General features: G+C 69.7%; 11 protein-coding genes and 3 pseudogenes. 7 read left to right on the plus strand and 7 right to left on the minus strand.

Annotated elements, in window-relative coordinates; all coding sequences use genetic code 11:
- The first annotated feature begins 171 nt into the window (after positions 1–171).
- From IEY86_RS22330 to IEY86_RS22345, 4 genes are all read left to right on the plus strand, one after another.
- Entirely contained in the window at positions 172–1,008 is an 837-nt protein-coding gene (locus tag IEY86_RS22330; RefSeq protein WP_189133587.1) for an SDR family oxidoreductase, read from the plus strand.
- Positions 1,009–1,014: 6 nt separating this feature from the next.
- On the plus strand, positions 1,015–2,334 hold the full coding sequence (locus tag IEY86_RS22335) for an NAD(P)/FAD-dependent oxidoreductase (protein ID WP_189133588.1): 1,320 nt from the start codon (positions 1,015–1,017) through the stop codon (positions 2,332–2,334).
- 77 nt (positions 2,335–2,411) lie between these two features.
- Positions 2,412–3,881, plus strand: coding sequence for a cytochrome ubiquinol oxidase subunit I (locus IEY86_RS22340; protein ID WP_189133589.1), 1,470 nt, complete (start codon positions 2,412–2,414; stop codon positions 3,879–3,881).
- Positions 3,881–4,921 (plus strand): cytochrome d ubiquinol oxidase subunit II, encoded by a 1,041-nt coding sequence (locus IEY86_RS22345; protein WP_189133590.1) that lies wholly within the window; start codon positions 3,881–3,883, stop codon positions 4,919–4,921. Before IEY86_RS22340 ends, IEY86_RS22345 begins: the two co-directional genes overlap by 1 nt.
- A gap of 279 nt (positions 4,922–5,200) precedes the next feature.
- Here the strand turns inward: IEY86_RS22345 and IEY86_RS22350 are convergent.
- Positions 5,201–7,022 (minus strand): annotated as a pseudogene (locus IEY86_RS22350) (glycoside hydrolase family 15 protein).
- Positions 7,023–7,381: 359 nt separating this feature from the next.
- On the opposite strand from IEY86_RS22350, the gene IEY86_RS22355 reads away from it, so the two are divergent.
- Entirely contained in the window at positions 7,382–7,954 is a 573-nt protein-coding gene (locus IEY86_RS22355) for a hypothetical protein (RefSeq protein ID WP_189133591.1), read from the plus strand.
- Between the two features lie 414 nt (positions 7,955–8,368).
- Here IEY86_RS22355 and IEY86_RS22360 read toward each other — a convergent pair whose 3' ends face one another.
- From IEY86_RS22360 to IEY86_RS22380, 5 genes and pseudogenes are all read right to left on the minus strand, one after another.
- Positions 8,369–9,694, minus strand: a complete 1,326-nt coding sequence (locus IEY86_RS22360) for an ABC transporter ATP-binding protein (RefSeq protein ID WP_189133592.1) — start codon at positions 9,692–9,694, stop codon at positions 8,369–8,371.
- A 426-nt stretch (positions 9,695–10,120) separates the two neighbouring features.
- On the minus strand, positions 10,121–10,282 hold the full coding sequence (locus IEY86_RS22365; protein WP_189133593.1) for a hypothetical protein: 162 nt from the start codon (positions 10,280–10,282) through the stop codon (positions 10,121–10,123).
- Between the two features lie 965 nt (positions 10,283–11,247).
- Positions 11,248–11,856, minus strand: a complete 609-nt coding sequence (locus IEY86_RS22375) for a LysR substrate-binding domain-containing protein (protein ID WP_265805281.1) — start codon at positions 11,854–11,856, stop codon at positions 11,248–11,250.
- A pseudogene (locus tag IEY86_RS38500) lies at positions 11,845–11,967 on the minus strand (helix-turn-helix domain-containing protein); the annotation flags it as partial. The gene IEY86_RS22375 and the pseudogene IEY86_RS38500, both read right to left, overlap by 12 nt.
- 648 nt (positions 11,968–12,615) lie before the next feature.
- A complete protein-coding gene (locus IEY86_RS22380) occupies positions 12,616–13,242 on the minus strand; it encodes a hypothetical protein (protein ID WP_189133596.1) in 627 nt (208 codons plus the stop codon).
- A 333-nt stretch (positions 13,243–13,575) separates the two neighbouring features.
- On the opposite strand from IEY86_RS22380, the pseudogene IEY86_RS36630 reads away from it, so the two are divergent.
- Positions 13,576–13,752 (plus strand): annotated as a pseudogene (locus tag IEY86_RS36630) (zinc-dependent alcohol dehydrogenase); the annotation flags it as partial.
- Between the two features lie 1,187 nt (positions 13,753–14,939).
- Here the strand turns inward: IEY86_RS36630 and IEY86_RS22385 are convergent.
- A complete protein-coding gene (locus tag IEY86_RS22385; protein WP_189133597.1) occupies positions 14,940–17,243 on the minus strand; it encodes an ATP-binding protein in 2,304 nt (767 codons plus the stop codon).
- A gap of 256 nt (positions 17,244–17,499) precedes the next feature.
- Between IEY86_RS22385 and lanKC the strand changes: the two genes are divergently transcribed.
- Positions 17,500–20,082, plus strand: a complete 2,583-nt coding sequence (lanKC, locus tag IEY86_RS22390) for a class III lanthionine synthetase LanKC (protein ID WP_189133598.1) — start codon at positions 17,500–17,502, stop codon at positions 20,080–20,082.
- The last annotated feature ends 465 nt before the right edge of the window (positions 20,083–20,547 follow it).

Genomic DNA, 20,547 nt, shown 5'->3' on the forward strand with positions numbered 1-20,547 from the left:
CGGCACAGCGTGCCGGTCGGTCTCGCCCGGGGCGCAGGGTGCTTTCGTCTGGTGGCCGGGTATGCGACGGCTCCTGTTCCTGTCCTGGCGGGCGGCCGTCGCCTGGCTTTCCTCATGTGCGTCGCCCGTCTCCCTGCGGCGTGCCGTCCGAACGCCGAAGGAGAGATCGTGGTGGCAGCAAACGTCGGGAACCGCGGGACCACGGCCGCGCAGCTTCTCAGGGGCCAGAAGGCGCTGGTGACCGGTGCCAACTCGGGCATCGGTCTGGCGACCGCCGTTGCCCTGGGCCGGGCCGGAGCGGACGTCGTGGTGAACTACGTCGTCGGTGAGCACGAGGCAGACAATGTCGTGAAGGAGATCGAGGGCTTCGGGGTACGCGCCTACACCCACGAGGCCGACGTGTCCGACGAGGACCAGGTGACCGCCATGGTCGCGCGGATGGTCGAGGAGTTCGGCACCATCGACATCATGGTGGCCAACGCGGGCCTCCAGCGGGACGCTCCGCTGACGGAGATGACGCTCGCGCAGTGGCAGGAGGTCATCGACGTCAACCTGACCGGCCAGTTCCTCTGCGCGCGGGAGGCCGCCAAGGAGTTCATGCGGCGCGGCGTGGTGGAGAAGGTGTCCCGGTCGGCCGGAAAGATCATCTGCATGAGCTCGGTCCACCAGGTCATCCCGTGGTCGGGGCACGTGAACTACGCCTCCTCCAAGGGCGGTGTGGGCATGCTGATGCAGACCCTCGCCCAGGAGCTGGCCCCCCACCGGATCAGGGTCAACGCGGTCGCACCCGGCGCCATCCGCACGCCCATCAACCGCGACGCCTGGTCCACCCCCGAGGCCGAGGCCGAGCTGCTGCGCCTGATCCCGTACCGCCGCGTGGGCGACCCGGACGACATCGCCAACGCCGTCGTCGCCATGGCGTCCGACCTGCTCGACTACGTCGTCGGCGCCACCCTCTACGTCGACGGCGGAATGACGCTTTTCCCCGGCTTCGCCACCGGAGGCTGACCTCCGATGCAGGATCACATCACGCCCCGCCGGGTGGTGATCCTCGGCGGGGGGTTCGCCGGGCTGTCCGCCGCCCGCGCCCTGCGGAAGTCACCGGTCGCGGTGACCGTGGTCGACCGCCGCGCCCACCACCTCTTCCAGCCACTGCTGTATCAGTGCGCCTCCGGGATCCTGTCCGAGGGGCAGATCGCACAACCGCTCCGCGGGGTCCTGCGGCGCCACCACAACGTGAGCTGCGTGCTCGCCGAAGCGACCGACGTGGATGCCCGCGCCCGGCTGGTCCACGCCCAGCGACCCGAGGGTGGGGTGGTTCAGCTGCCCTACGACGATCTGATCGTCGCGGTGGGCATGCGCCAGTCCTACTTCGGGCACGACGAGTTCGCCGCGCACGCCCCCGGAATGAAGACCCTGGACGACGCGCTGGACATCCGCCGACGGATCTACCGGGCGTTCGAGATGGCCGAAACGGCCGCGGACGACCGGGAACGGCAGCAGTGGCTCACCTTCGCGCTCGTCGGCGGCGGCCCGACGGGGGTCGAACTCGCGGGACAGATCCGGGAGATCGCCGGCCACACGCTCGACCGGGAGTTCCAGAAGATCGACTCCGCCAAGGCCAGGGTGCTGCTCTTCGAGGGCTCCGACGAGGTGCTGGGCGCGTTCGGGCCCCCACTGGCCCACCGTGCGGCCCGGACCCTGCAGGGCCTCGGCGTGGAGCTCCATCTGGGCACGATGGTCACCGGCATCGACGCGCACGGCCTGACCGTAAAGGACCACGCCGGCGCGACGACCCGGTTCGACGCACGCACCGTGCTGTGGACGGCGGGCGTCGAGGCGCCGCCGATCGCGGCCGCGCTGGCCCGGGCAACCGGTGCCAAACAGGACCGGGCCGGACGCATCCTCGTCGACCCCGACCTCACCGTCCCCGGCCATCCGCAGATCCGCGTCACGGGCGACGTGATGAGCCTGAACCGGCTGCCGGGTCTGGCAGAGGTCGCCATGCAGTCGGGTGCGTACGCGGGCCGGAGTGTGCGACACCGAGTCGAAGGCAGGACGAAGGAGCCGAAGCCCTTCAAGTACCTGGATCTCGGCAGCGCCGCCTACATCTCCCGCGGCCGGGCCGTCGTCAAGGCCGGCCCGCTGCATCTGTCGGGCTTCACCGGATGGCTCGCGTGGCTCTTCATCCACATCGCCTTCCTCACCGGCTTCCGCAGCAGGCTGGGAGCGGTGCTCAGCTGGTCCGTAGCCTTCGCCACCGGCTCGCGACGCGAGCGCGCCTTCACCATGCCCGGCACCGACGCGTCGACGGCGCCCCCACCGCCTCCCTGACAACGGCCCCCGGCCCCCCTCGCATCCTGTCCCTCCTCAGCCCCGCCACCTCCGCAGGGCAGACCATCGAGGCGCACATGCTCAGCACCGCTGCCCTTTTGGCGAACAGCACCCCGGCCCAGCTTCTGCCGGCCCGCGAGCTGATGGCCTTCACCCTGGCCTCGCACATCCTGCTGGTCCCGTTCGGCGTGGCACTGCCGTTCATCACGCTGCTCATGCACCACCGGGCGCTGCGCCGCGACGACCCCGTCGCCCTCACACTCGCCCGGCGCTGGTCGGCGGTGATGGCCGTCCAGTTCGCCATCGGCGTCATCACCGGCACCGTGCTGTCCTTCGAGTTCGGTCTGCTGTGGCCCGGCATGATGGGCCGCTGGGGCGACGTCTTCGGCCTCGGGTTCGGCGTCGAGGCATGGGCGTTCTTCCTGGAGGCCGTCCTGATCGCGATCTATCTCTACGGCTGGCGCCGACTCAGGCCCTGGACGCACTTCTGGCTGGCGGTGCCGCTGCCGCCGGCGGCCCTGATGGGGGCGTTCGGCATCATCGCGGCCAACTCCTGGATGAACACCCCCCAGGGATTCAGCCTCGACGCCCAGGGCAAGCCGGTCCACGTCGACGTGCAACAGGCGGTCTTCACACCGATGTTCGGCCCGGAGTACTGGCACTTCGTGGTCGCGATGCTGCTGACCGCCGGGTATGTGGTCGCCGGTGTGTACGCGGTCGGCTGGCTGCGCGGGCGCCGCGACCGCTACCACCGGCTCGGCTTCACCGTGCCGTTCACGGTCGCCGCGATCCTCACACCGGTCCAGTTCATGCTCGGCGACTCCGCCGCCCGCGCCGTCTTCCACAAGCAGCCGATCAAGTTCGCCGCCATGGAGATCGTCTGGAAGACCGACACCCATGTGCCCGAGTACATGTTCGGACGCCTGAACAGCGACGGCACGCTCTCCGGCGGACTCAAGATCCCCCAACTGGACTCGATCCTCGCCGGCTTCAAGCCCAGCACGCGGGTGACCGGGCTGACGTCGGTGCCGGCTGCCGATCGTCCCACCGTCGTCCAGGCCACCATCGCCCACTGGGCGTTCGACATCATGGTCACCGTCGGCAGCGTGCTGGTCCTGCTGGCGCTCTGGTACGCCTGGTGCTGGTGGCGCCACCGGGACAACCCACGCAGCCGCTGGTTCTACCGCTGCGCCGCGCTCGCGGGAGCCGCCTGCCTGGTCACCGTCGAATGCGGGTGGATCACCACGGAGGTCGGGCGTCAGCCCTGGATCGTCTACAACCATATGAGGGTCTCGGAGGCGGTGACCAGCACCCGCGCCGGATCGCTGTGGGCGATGCTCGGCATCGTCATGGTCGTGTACGTGGCCGTTTTCGGCGCGTTCCTCGCGGTCGTGCTGAAGATGCGTACCCGATGGCGCATCGCCGACGAGGGGTCAGCTGCTGCGCGCGCCGCACCGCCCCCGGAAGCCGACACCCCGTACGGGCCCAGAGGTGAGCCCGCGGCCGCCGGGGCCGCGCCCGACCACACCCCGGGCGGTACGTCGTAATGGCCGATTTCATCGCATGGGTGCTGGTGATCGCTATCGCCGCGTACGCCTGCGCCGGAGGCACCGACTACGGCGCCGGACTCTGGGACCTCCTGGCCGGCGGCGCGGAGCGCGGCAAGCGGCCCCGCCGGCTCATCGACCACGCCATGGCACCGGTCTGGGAGGCCAACAACGTCTGGCTGATCTTCGTCCTGGTCATCATGTGGACCGGCTTCCCGACGATGTTCCAGGCCGTCTTCTCCGCGATGTGGCTGCCGCTCGCCCTCGCCGCAGCCGGCCTGGTGCTCCGCGGCGCCGGATTCGCCCTGCGCAAGCCGACCCGCCGCCTGGCCCAACGACGCATCTACGGCGCGATGTTCGCCGTCTCGTCACTGGTGACGCCGTTCTTCCTCGGGGCGGTGCTCGGCGGCATCGCCTCCGGCCGGGTCAAGGTCGGCACGACCGCCTCCGCGCACGCCTGGGCCAATGGAACCTCCGTCCTCACGGGTCTGCTGGCCATCGCCGCCACCGCGTTCCTCGGGGCGGTCTTCCTCTTCTCCGACGCCCGACGGTTCGGCGCGCACGATCTCGTCGACTACTTCCGCCTGCGGGCGCTGATCGCCTTCGGCGCCGTCGTCGTCCTCGCGCTCATCGGCCTGCCCGTCACCCACGACGACGCCCGGTACGTCTGGGACGGCCTCACCGGGGGCTGGGGCCTGCTGCTGATCATCCTGGCCGCGGTCTGCGGTCTGGCCACGGTGCTGCTTGTGCTGCGCCGGTCCTACGGCTGGTCCCGCTACACCTCGGTGGCGAGCGTCGCCCTGGTCGTCGGCGCCTGGGGCTTCGCGCAGCGGCCCTATCTGCTGCCCACCTCGCTGACGGTGGCCGAGGCGGCCGGCGCCGCTCACACCCTGCGCTGGCTGGTGATCGTCACGGGCATCGCGATCGTGCTGGTCGGCCCGGCGCTGGTGCTGCTGTACCGGCTCGACACATTGGGTGAGCTGGAGGAGCTCACCGCCGCCGACACCGGTGCCGCCCGAACACCGGGGGACAACCTGTAGCGGCGCGCCCCCGTCAGCTCAGCCGGGCGGCGATGCGGTCGCCGACCCGCAGGGCGTTGGCGATGGCCGTCAGGGACCGCTTCACCGCGCCGATGCTGGGGAAGAAGCGGATACTCCCAGTCGTCCGCGCCCAGACACCAGTCGTTCAGCGCCAGGGTCTTCTGGAATCTGGTGGGGTTCGGTTCCTTCGACACCGCCATCAGCGCCAGGTTGTTGTGCGAACTCGCCCTCGGTCAGCCGTGGCGGTCCTGCCGGACGGGCATGGGTGGCGACCATGGGTCAGCGCCCCTGCTCCGCGTCGAGCGCCTTGTCGAGGGTGGTGGCCGCCATGATGAGCGACAGATGGGTGAACGCCTGAGGGAAGTTGCCCAGTTGCTCCCCGGTCGGACCGACCTCCTCGGCGAAGAGCCCGACGTGGTTGGCGTAGGTCTGCATCTTCTCGAAGGTGTAGCGGGCCTGGAGCAGCCGCCCGGCCCGGGCCAGCGCGTCGACGTAGAGGAAGGTGCACAGACTGAAGGTGCCCTCCGAGCCGCGCAGCCCGTCCGGTGAAGCCGCCGGGTCGTAGCGGTAGACAAGGCTGTCGGAGACGAGCTTGCGGTCCATCGCGTCGAGCGTGGAGAGCCACGCCGGGTCCTTCGGGGCGATGAAGCCGGCCCTCGGCATGAGCAGCAGGGAAGCGTCCAGGACGTCGCCGCCGTAGTGCTGGATGAAGGCGCCCTGCTGCTCGCTCCAGCCTCGTTCCATGACCTGATCCAGGACGGCGTCCCTGGCACTGCGCCACTTCTCCACGTCGGCGGGCCTGCGGAAGTGCTCGGCCAGGCTCAGCCCCTGGTCGAAGGCGACCCAGGACATCACCCGGCTGTAGGTGAAGTCCTGGCGGCCGCCGCGGGTCTCCCAGATGCCCTCGTCCGGCCGGTCCCAGGCGTCGGCGAGCCAGTCCAGCGTCCCGGCCATCGCCTTCCATCCCCGGTAGGTGGCCTGCTGCCCGATCTCGCGGCCCTGGGACACCGCGTAGAGGGCCTCGCCGTAGATGTCCAGCTGGAGCTGATCGGCGGCGCCGTTGCCGATGCGGACGGGGTAGGAGCCGCGGTAGCCCTCGAAGTGTTCGAGTGTCTCCTCCGGCAGGTCCGGGTTGCCGTCGATCCGGTACATCGTCTGGAGCGACTCCTCCTCCTTGCCCTCGCGCTCGTGCAGCCTGTCCACGAGCCAGTGGACGAAGGCGGTGGCCTCCTCGACGAAGCCGAGGTCCAGCATGGCCCGCACGGAAAGCGCGCCGTCGCGTACCCAGGTGAACCGGTAGTCCCAGTTGCGCTCCCCGCCGACCTGCTCGGGCAGGCCCATGGTGGCCGCGGCGATGAGGGCGCCGGTGGGGGCGTAGGTGAGGAGCTTGAGGGTGATGACCGAGCGGTGCACCAGCTCGGGCCAGCGGCCCCGGTAGCGGGACTGGTGCAGCCAGTCCTGCCAGAAGCGGCCGGTGTCCTCGACCTGGGCGGTGAGCCCGCCGACCGTGAGAGGTACGGGCGCCTTGCCGCCGGGGGCGCAGACGGTGAACACGGCGCCGCCCGACTCGCCGGCGCTCAGCGTCACTCGGCCGCGTACGTCCTGGCCGTCCCGCTCCAGCGGGAACGAGGTCTGCAGGTGCGCGTCCATCCCCGGGGACCGGAGCAGGCCGGTGTTCTCACCGAGCTCCAGCCGGTGCTCGGCCCGGCCGTAGTCGAAACGCGGCCGACACTCGAGCGTGAAGTCGACGGTCCCCCGCACGGCACGCACGACGCGTACCAGGGTGTGACGGTCGGTGGCGGTGCGGGGCCGGTCCGGGGGCATGAAGTCGACCACTTCGCCCACGCCGTCCGGTGACAGGAATCGGGTCACCAGAATGGCGGTGTCGGGGTAGTAGAGCTGCTTGCAGGTCGCCTCGGGGTGCTCGGGGGCCATCCCGCATGTACCCGCCGCCGTCGTGGTCGAGCAGGGCGGCGAAGATGCTGGGCGAGTCGAACCGGGGAGCGGCGAACCAGTCGACGACACCCTGCGACGAGACGAGCGCGGCGGTCTGCAGGTCGCCCACCAGGCCGTGCTCGGCGATGGGAGGGTAGCGGTCCATGGCTGCTCCGAAATATCGGAAATGATCTTCTATGTTCCACTATCCGTCACTCGGATGGCCCTCGCCATGCTGGCGCTGTCGACGGCCGCTCTCTCTCCGCTGCCGCCGCCGCTCCGCGAGCGGCACCTTTGCGGCCCAACGGTGCCCGGTCGCGGGCCCGCCGCGGCCGGGGGCCTTGGCCGGGCGACGGGGCGCCGGAGCCGAGCATCGCACCCGCCTTGCCGATCCCCTCTCTTCGGGCGTTACCGGCGGGAGTCGGCCGGAGACTGGAGGTTGTGCATGGAGATGATCCACGTCCGGCTGGTGAGCCCCCTGATCGCACCCCCGGCGGTCGGTCGGGCTGCTGACCGACGACCGTTATGCCTTCAATCCGATATGTCTTCAATCCGGTCGCTCTTCCCGAACTGGCGTACTACCCACACGGCAACGCGATCGAGTGCGACATCCTGGCGGGTGCGGCCGACGCCGTGCTGCGCGGTCTGCGCGAGCTGGAAGTCGACCGCCGCGGATCCATCGTCATCGAGCCGGTCGAGATGGCCTTCTCCGGCACCGCGGCCGAGGCGGAGCAGCAGCTCGGGGCGCTCGCCCACGCGCCGGTCCGGGAGGAGGTGGAAGCGGGCATCCGCGAGGGCTGCCATCTGCCGAGCTTCTACGTCCACCTGGTCATCGCCGGCCTCATCGGGGCGGTGGGAATCATCGCCAACTCCCAGATCCTGGGCGGATCGGCGGGATGCACGTACCAGCCGAACTCGAGGCGGAGTGGGCAGGTCCGCGGACTCGCACGAGGACAGGGGCGCAGCGGTGAGCGCGGCGGATCGGCCTGCCTGGCAGGGCGGACGGCACCGTGCCGCCGTCGGGTGCTCGGCGGCGGCGCGGCGGTCGCCGCCCTGGTCCTGGCCGGTGCCCCTGGCGGACCGTGGGGATCGCGGTGACCGCGGCGGTCACCGTGCCCGCTCGCTTCTCGGCCGCCGGATCCTCATGCCGGAAGGGTCCGTGTGCAGACGGGAACTGTGGCCGGCATGGCATGGACGCGCCACTGCCGAGACCGGGCAGAGAAGCTGTCACGGCTCCTTCTCACAGGTATCAAGGCATTGTGAGTTGCCGCGGTGATGCGGTTTGCCCTTCGGTCACGCGTCGGTGGACGGGCGGCGGAACACGTAGCGCTTGATCCCCTGCACCACGACGCGGGACGCGACCGTTCCTCACCGAACCACTCGAGCGACACGAGAAGCCGACCCTGTAGATCGGCGTCCGCTCCTCGCCCTGCGCCCGTGCGGCGGACGCAAGGGTGCCGGCGGCGATAGGTCCGGCCGAGGCCAGGGGCGGTGCTGAAGGCGGCCGGGAGGTCAGACCTCCAGGCCGGGCAGGTCTGCGGGTGCCGGGCAGATCCTGCGGCCCAGGTGGTCGAAGACGTACAGATGCGCCAGGTCCATCAGGAGCGGGACCTGCGCCCCGGTCCGCAGCCGCAGGTCCGGCCACGAGCGCACGACGAAGTCACCTGCGGAGACGGACCGTTCCCGGGGCGGCTGCGGCGGGTCGAGTACCGCAACCGGCGCGGCGATCTGCGCGAGCGCGCGGTCCTTGATCCGGGTGAGTATCCCGGGGCCGGTGTTGGCGCGGCCGCGGCCGGGAGACTGCGGCCGCGGCGACTCCAGGTCGGCGACCACAGCGGGAGTCGAGCCCGTGTCGAGGTGTACCAGCGATTCGTGTCCCTGGTACTCCATGTGCTGCACGATCCCGGTCAGCGCGATCTCGCCGGGTCGGGCCTGGCTGGGCGGGGCGATGCGCACGGCTTCGGAGCGCAGCCCCACGATGATCTGGCGGCCCTGCTGGATGCGGAGCAGCTGGTGGTCCGGGTTGAGCGGCTCGGGCAGCGGCAGCCGCTGCCGACCGAGGTCGATCGACATCCGGTGGCCCAGTGGTGCGTGCAGGACGGCTTGCAGCAGGTTGATGCGCGGCGTGCCGATGAAGGCCGCGACGAAGACGTTCTCGGGCAGGGCGTAGAGCTCGCGCGGGGTGCTGACCTGCTGGAGCACTCCACCGCGCATCACGGCGACGCGGTGGCCCAGTGACATGGCCTCGGCCTGGTCATGGGTGACGTAGATGGTGGTCACCCCCAATTCGGCGGTGAGCTGGGCGATTTCGGCCCGCAGATAGCTGCGCAGCTTGGCGTCGAGATTGGACAGCGGCTCGTCCATGAGGAAGGCGGAGGGCCGCCGGGAGATCGCCCGGCCCATCGCGACGCGCTGGCGCTCACCGCCGGAGAGCTGGCGGGGATAGCGTTCCAGGAGGTCCTCGATGCCGAGCATCCGCGCGGTCGTCTCGACACGCGGGTTGCGGTCGGCGTGCGGGTCCTGCACCCGCAGCGGGAAGCCGATGTTCTCGCGGCTGGTCATGTTCGGGTAGAGCGCGAAGCTCTGGAACACCATCGCCATGTCCCGCTCGTGGGGCGGGATGTCGTTGGCGTACGCGCCGTCCAGCAGCAATTCGCCCTCGGTGATGTCCTCCAGGCCGGCGATCATCCTCAGAACCGTGGACTTGCCGCAGCCCGAGGGGCCGAGCAGGACGAGAAACTGCCCCGGCTCCACGCTGAGGGAGAGGTTGTCGACGGCGCGCACAACTGCGCGTCCGTGTCTCTTGCTGACGTTGTGAAGGGAGATGGCGCGTGTCATGGGTCCTGCCCTGAAAGGAGGTTCTTGCGAGGGTCGCTGACGGTACTGCTGATAGAGGATTCGAGGGCTCGCAGGGCCTTGCGGGCCATCGGCCGGGGAGTCGGGTGCAGCGGCGCACAGCAATGCCGCCCCGCTGGTACGGGCCGAAGGACTGAAGGTGCAAAAGGGGGATCCGTGTAGGGCCCCGCAACTCTTTTCACCGGGTTCCTGTCTGGTGGGCATGGGTCCGGGGGCAGAGCGTGACCGTTGGTGTGGGGGCTGCTTGGGCACGCCAACCGGTTGGGTCCAGGCACAAGGGGAGCGCAGTCGTCGCACTCCCCCAGTGCGGCCCTGTGCTACGGAACCCGTCGCGACTTCCGCCCCATGGCAGGGCGCGTCGACCGGGACGGAAGGCACATCGGTCGTCGGGCGCCCGTTGCCCGTCTGTCAGTGTCGCAGCCCCGGCCGGTATGGACGGCCGGGCAGGGCTTCAACGGCGGCAATCGCACAGGCTCGGGACGATCCATGGGTAGCCAGGAACACCAGGACGTCGTTGACCGCGCCGACCTCCCGGTCGTCCTTGAAGGCCTGCCAAAAGGTGATGGTCACCGGGGTGGTGTCCGAGGCGTCCGGTCCCGCCGCGGTCCCGCATCGGGGCCGGACGCGGCCGAAGTGCGCCCGGCGGCAGCGGCCGAGAACAGGCCCGCGGCCGGCGCGACGCGGATCGCCCGGACGGTCCTGGTGTGCCGGGCGCGGCTCTGGGTCTGTCTGGGACATCTCGTGACGGCCACCTCTCGTAGAGGGATTGCGGAGGGTCGGATGAGTGGGGCGCCGGAGGGGCGTGACCGCCCTGCATACCCAACAGCTGGTAAGACCAAAAACTAACCAGTTACACGTCCTCTTGACCAGTGTGGCGAGTGTGCTGCATTCTTTCGCCGCACGTCAAGGGGATCTTCAGAAGAACCAGCAGACGATCAGACGGGAGGTGGTTATATGACCAGTGGGCAGTAGCGGAGAGTCGCAGTAGCGGAGAGTCTTCGTCCAAGCGCGAACGCATCAGGGAGCATCTGCGCGACCTGGTCGAGTCGCTGGAGGTCGGCAGCGCCATCCCGTCGGAGCGGCAGCGCTGCGGGAAACTCGGCGTCCCTCGCACCACGCTCCGGTCCGCGGTCCATGGTCTGGTCGTGACGGCCTTCTGATACGCCGGCACGGCAGAGGCATGTTCGTCGCCGCACCGAAGATCGCGAACGCACGTCGTCGTCCGCTTCAGCCGGACTTGGCCCCACGCGGGTGGGCGGCATCTGGGACAGCCGTACCCTGCACTTCACCCGGATCAGCGCCGAACGCCAGGGTCGGTCGGCGCCCGCGTCTGTCTCCGGCTGCTCCGGTGCTGCGAATCGCCGACGATGCGCCCACTTTCGACGGTGGGATCAGCGGCTTCGCGGTCTCCCACAGCCCGTCCGGAACAATCCAACTCCACGTACCCCGCCCCATCCCAAGGTCGACGATGCCTCACCACGCAGGACACGGTCTTAGTCGATTCTTAAGGGCTTCTTAACGGCCTGTTTGATATCTCACCGCCTGATTGTGGGAGGCGATGCGGGGCTGTAGAAAACGGTGTGGCGGGTTCCGCGGGCCCGCCGTGAGTTGGCCGATCCGCAGAGAGGACCTGACGATGACGCCATGACACATGCCCTGTAGGGCCCGGGCGTTCCTCGCCCGACGGCATCCGCGTCCACGCCCGCGCCCGTGGCCTGGGCGGCAGGGGGTTTTCCCTGCCGTTCGGCCCGCGCCCAAGGCCTTGAGGCCGCGGCCAGGGGATGGTCGGGGTGAAGGCCTACGAAGACCGGCTCGCGCAGCAGGGCCGCGGACTCGAGCGTGTCGGGCAGCGCCTGGTCCGGTCCGGAGAACTCATGGGTGACCGCGAAGGAGAGGCTGCCGGACACCACGCCCTCGATCAGGGACGTGTTGTAGCGCTCCGCGATGCTGTGCACCGAGGCGCCGGGAACACGCGTGCGCAGCTCGGCCACGATCAGAGGGAGGACCGTCGCGGGAGCGGCGATACGCACAGTGGTGAGGTCGGAGGCGGTGAGCCGTTCCACCTCTGTCCGCAGTTCGTCGAGTCCGGCGACAAGCCGACGGGCATGGGTGATGACGTACTGTCCGAGGTCGGTGGGCTGCACGCCGTCGCGGTGACGGTCGAACAGGGGGGCGCCCATCATTTGCTCGATGCGGCGGAGCTGGGTGCTCAGGGCGGGCTGGGAGACCTGAAGGACTGCCGCGGCCGCCCGGACGCTGCCCGCGTCGCCACCTGGACCACGACGTTCAGGTGGTGGTACTCAAGGCGCATACGCCGCTCCTCGAAGATGTACCGCGGCGGCGGTGCGGTGCGGCAACGGGTCCGGCCCGTGTCACACCACCGCGCGCAACGGCACGGATCCACGGAAGATGCCATCCATGTCGATGACACGTCAAGCCTGTGAGATGTCCGGGCGACCGTGCCGCCGTATGCGATTCACCTATCACCTGCGCGGTGCCGGTCGCCGTGCCGGAATGACCAACGGTTCGGCAGTCGGCGCCCGGGGAGGCAGCCCCGCATGTGGTTTGTGGGGCGTTCGGGCCACACCACCGTCCAACAGTGGAAAGCCGACCACATCACCTACTGGCCAACACGCCCCACCCAGGACAGCACTCCACACCCCCAGACGACACAACCCCCTCCTGCTCCGTCGGCCAGGAGCAGTGACAGCGGACTTCGAGTGGCACAGGTCACGGGGCTGAGGAACGGCTGAAGCGGAGCACCGGTCTGGAAGTCCGCCAGCCGGGCTTTCCGCCAGCCGGGCCGGCGCCGTTCACGTGGCGATGCGTCCCCGTGCCGTGCCTGGGTGGGCGCGGTACGGGGACGCGGTGGTGCCGGGATCTGCCGAGCGGGCTGCCCTCGGTCAGTCCAGCCAGCCTGACGGGACGTTCCTGTAGGTGCCGTGGTTCTTGGCGCGGTCATCAAAGGTGATCTTGTTGCCGTCGGCGTAGTTGATGACCACCAGCCGGTTGCCCTTGAAGATACGGACGTCGTTGCCGACGGTGTGCACGGCGTCGAAGCCACCGGAGAAGTCTTCGGGCAGGTGCGAGAAGGTGCCGTGCCCGGTGATGGGGCCGTCGTAGGTGATGGCGTTGTCGTCGCGGACGTTGATCACGACGAGACGGTCGCCCTTGAAGATGCGTGTGTCGGGGCCGATCTGGATGACATCGTCGATGTCGTGGGCGACCTCGTCGGGCAGGCGGTTGTAGGTGCCGTGGTCCTTGATGTGGCCGTCGTAGGTGATCCGGTTGCTGTCCTCGACGTCGACCACGATCAGTCGGTTGTCGCGGAAGAGCCGCACGTCGGGGCCGATCTTGTAGGCCCCGTCGATCCGGTCGGCGAAGTCCCTCGGAAGGTTGGCGAAGGTTCCGTGCCCGATCGTGGAGCCGTTGTAGGTGATCTTGTTGCCGTCTGCGGTGTAGATGACAAGCAGTTGGTCCCGCCGGAACATCCGGACGTCGTCACCGATGTGCAATGCGGCGTCTAGCACTTCAGGTCCCCCTCTTCCTGCTGGGCTGAATGTCCTCACCGACCTGTCCGTCCGGTACGGCGGTTAACCCCTGGTTTCGGCCTGTTTTGCGAGACTTCCGGCCTTGATGGGCAATGATCAAGGTTCGCTGTTACAGGGCACTTGTCCTGTGACAACTGGGGCCAGGAGCGTGTGCTCCGGGCGGTTGCTTGTGAGGTGTGCCGAGCGACGACGCCATCTCGAGGCCTGGGCGTGGCCGTACGAGAGGGCAGGAACGGGCTGCCGACGCGCGACCATGAGGCCGGTCAAGCACGGCTTGTCACCTCGATGATCAGGGGGAGCCAAGCCATTGTCCTCACGGGTGTCACACCGCGCATCGCCCGCGACAACGTCCGTGCCCATATCCCCGACGCCGTCGCGCTCGCCCGCTCCGGAAAGGTCGCCCCAGGACGCGTTGTCTCCCGCGTCCTCGACTGGGAGCAACTGCCAGACGCGCCAGCCCAGAAGCGCCTCAAACCCGTCTTCGTGCGCGACATCGCTTCTCCCCCGACGACACCTGGGACGAGGCCACCACGAGTGTGCTGTCAGAAGGCACTGAGCACCGGCACATTCCAGCCGCGCAGGGCCGGTCCCGGCCCGGTGGCCGAAGAACACCACACCAGGCCGGGACCGGCCACAGCAAGCACAACCGCAGGCTTGCGGGGCGCGACGACCGGGCCCGCCCCGCTGCACTGGCTGAGTTCGCCCGGTCAGCGGGGTGACAGCCCGATGTTCGCTGCGGTGCTGGACGGCTTACGCATCCGGCGCGCCGCAGCGCGGGCCGTCCGCGCAGCCGGCCGGACCGGGTGCGCGGCGGCAAGGCGTACTCCAGCCGCCGCAACCGCGCCCACCTGCGACGGCGCGGCATCAAAGCCACCATCGCGCAGCCCGATGACCTGCGGGCCCACCGTATGCGCCGCGGACGCTGCGGCGGGCGGCCCCGGCCTTCGACAAGGCCCAGTACCGTCCCCGCAGCGCGGTCGAGCGATGCGTGAACAAGCCGAAGCAGTTCCGCGCGGTGGCCACCCGGTAAGTCAAGCGCGACTACACCTTCAACGGCACCCTGACCGCCACCGCGATCGTCTGGCTCCTTGACACCGTCCAAGAGCAACCAGGAACGACCTAGTGCCGCCTCGTAATACCCTTTCCGTCAAAGTAGTACTGTCCGGAGCGCCTGATGTAGCCCTTGCTGTCGTAGAACTCGTCTCCAGGCTTCCTGAGTGTGCCCTGGTAGTCGTAGAAGTTTTCGCCAGGCTGTCTGAGGATTCCTTTGCCGTCGTAGAACTCCTGGTCGGGAAGCCGTAAGCAGCCCTTGCTGTCGAAATACCTTTCGAACCGTGAGTACATGTCGGTGGTTCTCTCCCCCCGAGGCGGTGTCTGGCGTGGGGCGGTTGCTGGGCGGTGGAGCCTTGCGGTGCCTGTGGTCCTGCGAGGGCGAGTGGCCCTGCTCCTGGTGCCCAGCGCTTCTGCCCATCCCCATCCTCCCGCCGGCGGCGCTGTATGACAGCCCAACAGCCAATCCACCCGCTCCAGAGATGGACTGCGCCCTCCGGGGAACCCACGCACGGCGCACACACAGGCGAGCGCGGCCCGGCACGCCCGTCCAGGACCGGGGCCCGCACTCCTCCCCCAGCCACCTCGACGATCCGCCCAGCGGGACTCGAGGGGTGCCAGTGCTTCTACTGCGTCCGCACCTCCAGTTCACGCAGTTCGGCAGTGGCCTCCGCCTGCCGAGGGCTGTTCAGTTCGCGGAGTGCGTCGTGGGCGGCGAGCAGGGTCTGACGGGCCTCGTCGTAGCGGGCCAGTCGGCGGAGGACGATGCCGAGCTCAAGGCGGACGGCTTCGGCCCAGGCGGCAGTGTTCGCGGCCTCGAAGATCGCCAGTGCCTGCTGGAGCGGTAGTTCGGCCTCCCGCCAGCGTCCCAGTGCCGCGAGGTCGTTGCCGATATGCTGCCGGGCCACCGCGAGGTACAGGGTGATCAGCTCGGCAGGCACTCCGGCCATGTCCGCAAGGCTGATCGCCTCGCTGCGCTGGTGGATGGTCAGGGCTTCCTGGGCGTTGCCTGTCAGGCGCAGGTGATTGCCCAGGGTGTTCAGGGCCGAGAGTTCGGCGAGGCGGCCCTGCTGGGAGTTCTCGTCGGCGAGGGAGGCGGCGGACTCACGCAGCCGGGTTATGGATTCCTCGGTTCGGCCGACTCGATGCATCGCCGATGCCCCGTAGCCGAGCGCCCAGCCCGTTTGGAGCCGGTCTCCGATCTCACGGGCCACCGTCAAGGCGGCGTCGGCGGTGGCGATCGCGGCATGGGGGTCGTGGACGCAGTTGTTGTAGGACCAGGCCAGGAAGTTGAGCTGAACGGCCTCGTCCTGACGGCTGCCCAGAGCGCGGGCCGCGTCGACTCCGGACTGGAACACCTCTACCCACAGTTCCCAGTGCTGGTTGAGGTCGGAGAACCAGTGCATCGCCTTGGCGGCGTCGATCACCTGCTGGTGGCGTCCCGTGGCCCGCGCTCGGTGCAAGGCTGCGAGCCACTGGGCCCGCTCGGACTCCAGCCACGCGCGGGCCTGGTCACGGGTGGCGGGGGCGCCGGTGGGATCGGGATCGTCGTGCGGCGTGTCCTGGTGGCGGTCGGCATCGAAGCGCAGCGCGGCGGCGGTGGCCCGGCGCAGCATCCACCGCGCCGTCCGGTCCACAGCGGCTTGGGACACCGCGGGGCCGTCCTCAGTGGTCACCTGTTCGGTGGCGAAGAGCTTGAGGAGGTCGTGGAAGCGGTAGCGCTCGGCTGCGCCGTCGGGCTGCAGCAGGCCGGCATCCGTGAGTTCCTCGGCGCACCGGGCCACCTGGTCGAGCGGCAGGTCGGCCAGGAGGGCGGCGCTCTCGGGGCTGAAGTCGCTTCCGGCAGCCAGGGAGGCCCGGCGCAGTACGGTCCTGGCGGCCGGGGCCAGCTGCCGGTAGGACAGGGCGAACGCCGCCCGCACCTGAAGGTCGCCGACCTGGAGTGTGTCGAGGCGACGCCCTTCCTGGGCCAGTTGGGCGGCCAGCTTGCTGATGCGCTCGTGGGGCCTGCCGGCGAGGCGCTGTCCGGCGATCCGTACGGCCAAGGGCAGGTATCCGCACAGTTCCACGAGATTGTGGGCGGCCTTGGCCTCCTGCTGTACGCGCTGGGGGCCGATGATGTGGCTCAGCAGCTTGATTGCCTCTTCCCGTCGAAGCAGCGCGAGGGCGGTCCGGTGTACCGATTCGAGACCGGCCAGGGTGTGCCGGCTGGTGACGATCGTCAGGCAGTGCCCGGCGCCGGGAAGCAGGGGGCGGACCTGGTCCTCGCCCGCCGCGTTGTCCAGTACGAGCAACAGCCGCCGGTCGCGGACCACGGACCGCAGCAGACCCGACCGGTCGTCGGTCGAGGCCGGGATCGCGCGTTCGGCCACGCCCACCGCACGCAGCAAGGATCCGAGAGCGTCGCGCGGGGTGATCGGCTCCGGGTCCATACCGTGCAGGTTGAGGGCTAACTGCCCGTCCGGGAAGTGCGGCGAGAGGCGGTACGCGGCGTGCACGGCGAAGGCGGTCTTGCCCAGGCCCGGCTGTCCCGACACCACGCTGACCGCTGAGCGGGCGGGGTCGGCGCCCTCTGCCAGGGCGAGCAATCCGGCCAGGGCCGGACCGCGAGCGACGAAGTCGCTGATGTCACGCGGCAAAGCCAGAGGGCTGTGGGCCTGCGGCCCGGTACACGCCCGCGGGCGGGGCCGTCCGAGGCAGGCGGCCCGCTCCAACTCGGCGGCGGTGTCGTCATCGAGGCCCAGCCCGGCTGCCAGGGCCTGCACGGTCCGTCGCTGCGGTCCACGGGCGCGACCGCGTTCCAGATCGGCCAGTGCGCGCACGCTCACCCCCGCGGCGTGGGACAGCCGCTCCTGGCTCAGCCCGGCGCGCTTGCGCAGGGCCAGTAACAGCCGCCCGAACTCCTCCGTGACCGGTGCGGCAGGGTCCATGTCGCATTCCTTCTGTTCAGCGTGGTCCGGCCTCAGAGATCTTCCCGGCAGAAGTATGCCAGGCCGTTATTCCGCCGGGAGAACTGCCTGGTGCCTCGTGGGGCCGGACTGGTCGACTTGATCTACCCGCACAAAAAGCCGGATCGCAAGAATTTACGGCATCGTTCGGGAGCGGGGCCCTGCACCCGGAGGGTTGGCCATCCCGGCGAGGCGATTGAGACCACATCGTCCGCGCGCCCTTGCAGGAGAGGAAATCATGGACAGAGCCAACCATCTCGCCTACTGCCGAGCGGGCGTGCAGTTCTACGACCACCCCGGCCGTTCCCGGGCCGGCACGCCGTTCCCCGCGACCGGGCGCCCGGCGCCGCCCGGCTGGCGCCGCATCGAGACCAGCACCTGGGTGTATCTGAGCCCCGAGAACGCCCAACTTCCCGATCAGGGCTGGAAGATTCACGTGTCGGCCAAGGCCGATGACGCGGCCGAGGTCATCGACACGGTGTGGGAGTACTGTCTGTCCCGTTCGCTGACCTTCAAGTTCCTGCCGGATACGCGGGCTCACCAGTCCACGAACAGCAAGTACGCGCCCCGCGGCAGCAGCGGCAAGCTCATGACGCTCTATCCGGTCGACGACGCCGGTCTCAAGGGCGCCCTCGACGAACTGGGGCCCGTCCTCAGCGGCTACCAGGGGCCGTACATCCTCAGCGATCTGAGGTGGCGGCAAGGGCCCCTCTACCTGCGCTACGGAGGCTTCGCCCGCCGTGAATGCCTGTCCGGGAACGGTGACCGGACACCGGCCGTCGCCCGCCCTGACGGGGTTCTCGTCCCCGACGAGCGCACCCCTGTCTTCCGGGTCCCCGACTGGGCGCCGGTACCCGGCTTCGTCGCCGAGCAGATCGCCGCCGGCCGAGTGGCCCAGGACGGCCCGGCCTTTCCGTACACCGTGGAGAAGGCCCTGCACTACTCGAACGGGGGCGGCATCTACCTCGCCACCGAGAACGGCACCGGGCGGCGGGTGGTACTGCGGGAGGCCCGCCCACTGGCCGGCCTGGACGGCGCGGGCGACGACGCGGTGACCCGGCTGCACCGGGAAGCCGCGACGCTGCGCCGGCTCGCTCACCTGGACGGTGTTCCCGCGCTGCTGGGCACGTTCACCGCCTGGGAGCACCACTTCCTGGTCCAGGAGTACATCGAGGGCCAGACGCTCCAGCAGTTCACGGCGACCACCAACCCACTGACCATGCCAGGCCGGGATGCACGGCAGCGCCAGGAGTACGTGGACACGGTCCTGGACATCCTCGACCAGCTCGAACGAATCCTGGAGTCCGTCCACGCCACCGGAACCGTCTTCGGCGACCTGAGCCCCAGCAACGTGATGATCCGCCCCGACGGCCGCATCGCGCTCATCGACTTCGAGATCGCCTTCCGGCCCGGCACCGAGGACCCGGACCCCAGTATCGCCACTCCCGGCTTCGTCGCTGCGCACGCCACCGGCTTCGACCGCGACCGCTACGCACTGGACTGCCTGCGCCTGGCGCTGTTCTTGCCGCTGACCACGATGCTGGACCTCGATCCCGCCCGGGCCGGCCAACTCGTCGACAGGGCAGCCGAACTCTTCCCCCTACCCGCCGGGTTCACCGACCGCGTACGCCGCACACTGACCCCTCCCGGCACCACGCCCCGCACCGACCGGGCAACAGCGGACCTGTTCGCCGCCACCGCGAACGACTCCCGTTCGCCGTCGGCCCGCAAGCTGGAGCAGGCCCTGGTCACCGCGATCCGGGCCAGCGCCACCCCCGAGCGCACCGACCGGCTCTTCCCCGGCGAGCCCACCGCCCTGCACGACGGCGGCTACACCCTCGCCCACGGAGCCGCGGGCGTCCTGTACGCCCTCACCGCCACCGGACACGAGACCGACCCCGAACACCACGAGTGGTTGTGGCAGGCCACCCTGCGTGCCGAACAACCTCGTCCAGGCCTGTACGACGGCCTGAACGGAGCCGCCCACACCCTGCGCCTGCTCGGTCGCGCCGATCAGGCTCTCGACGTCCTGAACCGAGCCATCGACCTCACCACCGACGCGACTCCCTCCGGCATGCACGAGGGTCTGGCCGGCATCGGACTCAACCTGCGGCATCTCGCACAGGCCCTGGACATGCCCGCCTTGCACACGCAGGCCCTGCAGACCGGCGAACGCCTCGCCGCACGGCTGACCGGCGTCACGCGGGCCCCCGCGGGCCGGGCCGGACTCATGCGCGGTTGGAGCGGACCGGCCCTGTTCTTCCTCGGCCTGTACGAGGACACCGGCGAGAGCCGCTACCTGGACCTCGCCCGCCGCGCCGTCCACCTCGATCTGGACCACTGCCGCCGCACGGGCACGACGCTCACCCTGAGTGACGGATCTCGGGCCCTGCCGACCCTCGGAGCCGGCAGCGCGGGCATCGCAGTAGTCCTGGCCACCTACCTGAGGCACCGTCCCGAGGAAGAACTCGCCGACGCCCTGAACGCTCTGCACACCACCCTCGACCTGGACTTCACCGTCCACAGTGGGCTTCTCGCCGGCCGGGCCGGACTCGCCGCCGCCCTCGCCCACAACCACGCCGTCGACCACAACACGAGTCTGTCCGCCGCGCTCACCCGCCACATCAGGGACCTCGCCTGGCACGCGCTGCCCTACGAAGACGGCATCGCCACCATCGGCGCCCAGAACATGCGCCTGTCCATGGACCTGGCCACCGGTACGGCGGGCGTCCTGCACGCCCTGCGCACCGTCGCCGGCGACCTGCCCGTCCTGCCCCTGCTCCCCCGCCCCTTCCGGAACGAACGAGAGGACCGATCGTGAACCCGACTCCGGCACCGCGGACCGTCGACGAGGCGAACCGGCGAAAACCATCCACACCGGCCCGGGGCAAGTGGCCTTGAGCCCTCCGGCGCCGAGCCGTCCCAGACGGCTGCAGATCCCTGTTGGTACAGCAAGCAAAAAGGAGAACCGACCAATGAACGCGATCCTCGACCTCCAGATTCTGACCCCCCAGCCCGACTCGGAGGAGCTCGACGGCGCCATCGGTCAGAGCAGCACCATCTGGTACTGCCACACTGGCGTCAAGTAAGCGCAAGTTCCGGTAACCCGGGAAACGACCTGACCGGCTGACATGCCGCAGGACAGGTGGGGGCGGGCGTTTGCCCGCCCCCACCCGCGTGTGTCGTCCACTTGACCACCGCCGAAGGGTTGACCGCCGCCGAAGGTGAAAGGCAGTCAGCACGTGTCGGGGTCGGTTGGGCGGTGAGCCGCGACGCGGCAATGCCT

This window comes from Wenjunlia tyrosinilytica, from assembly GCF_014646055.1.
Taxonomy (GTDB): domain Bacteria; phylum Actinomycetota; class Actinomycetes; order Streptomycetales; family Streptomycetaceae; genus Wenjunlia; species Wenjunlia tyrosinilytica.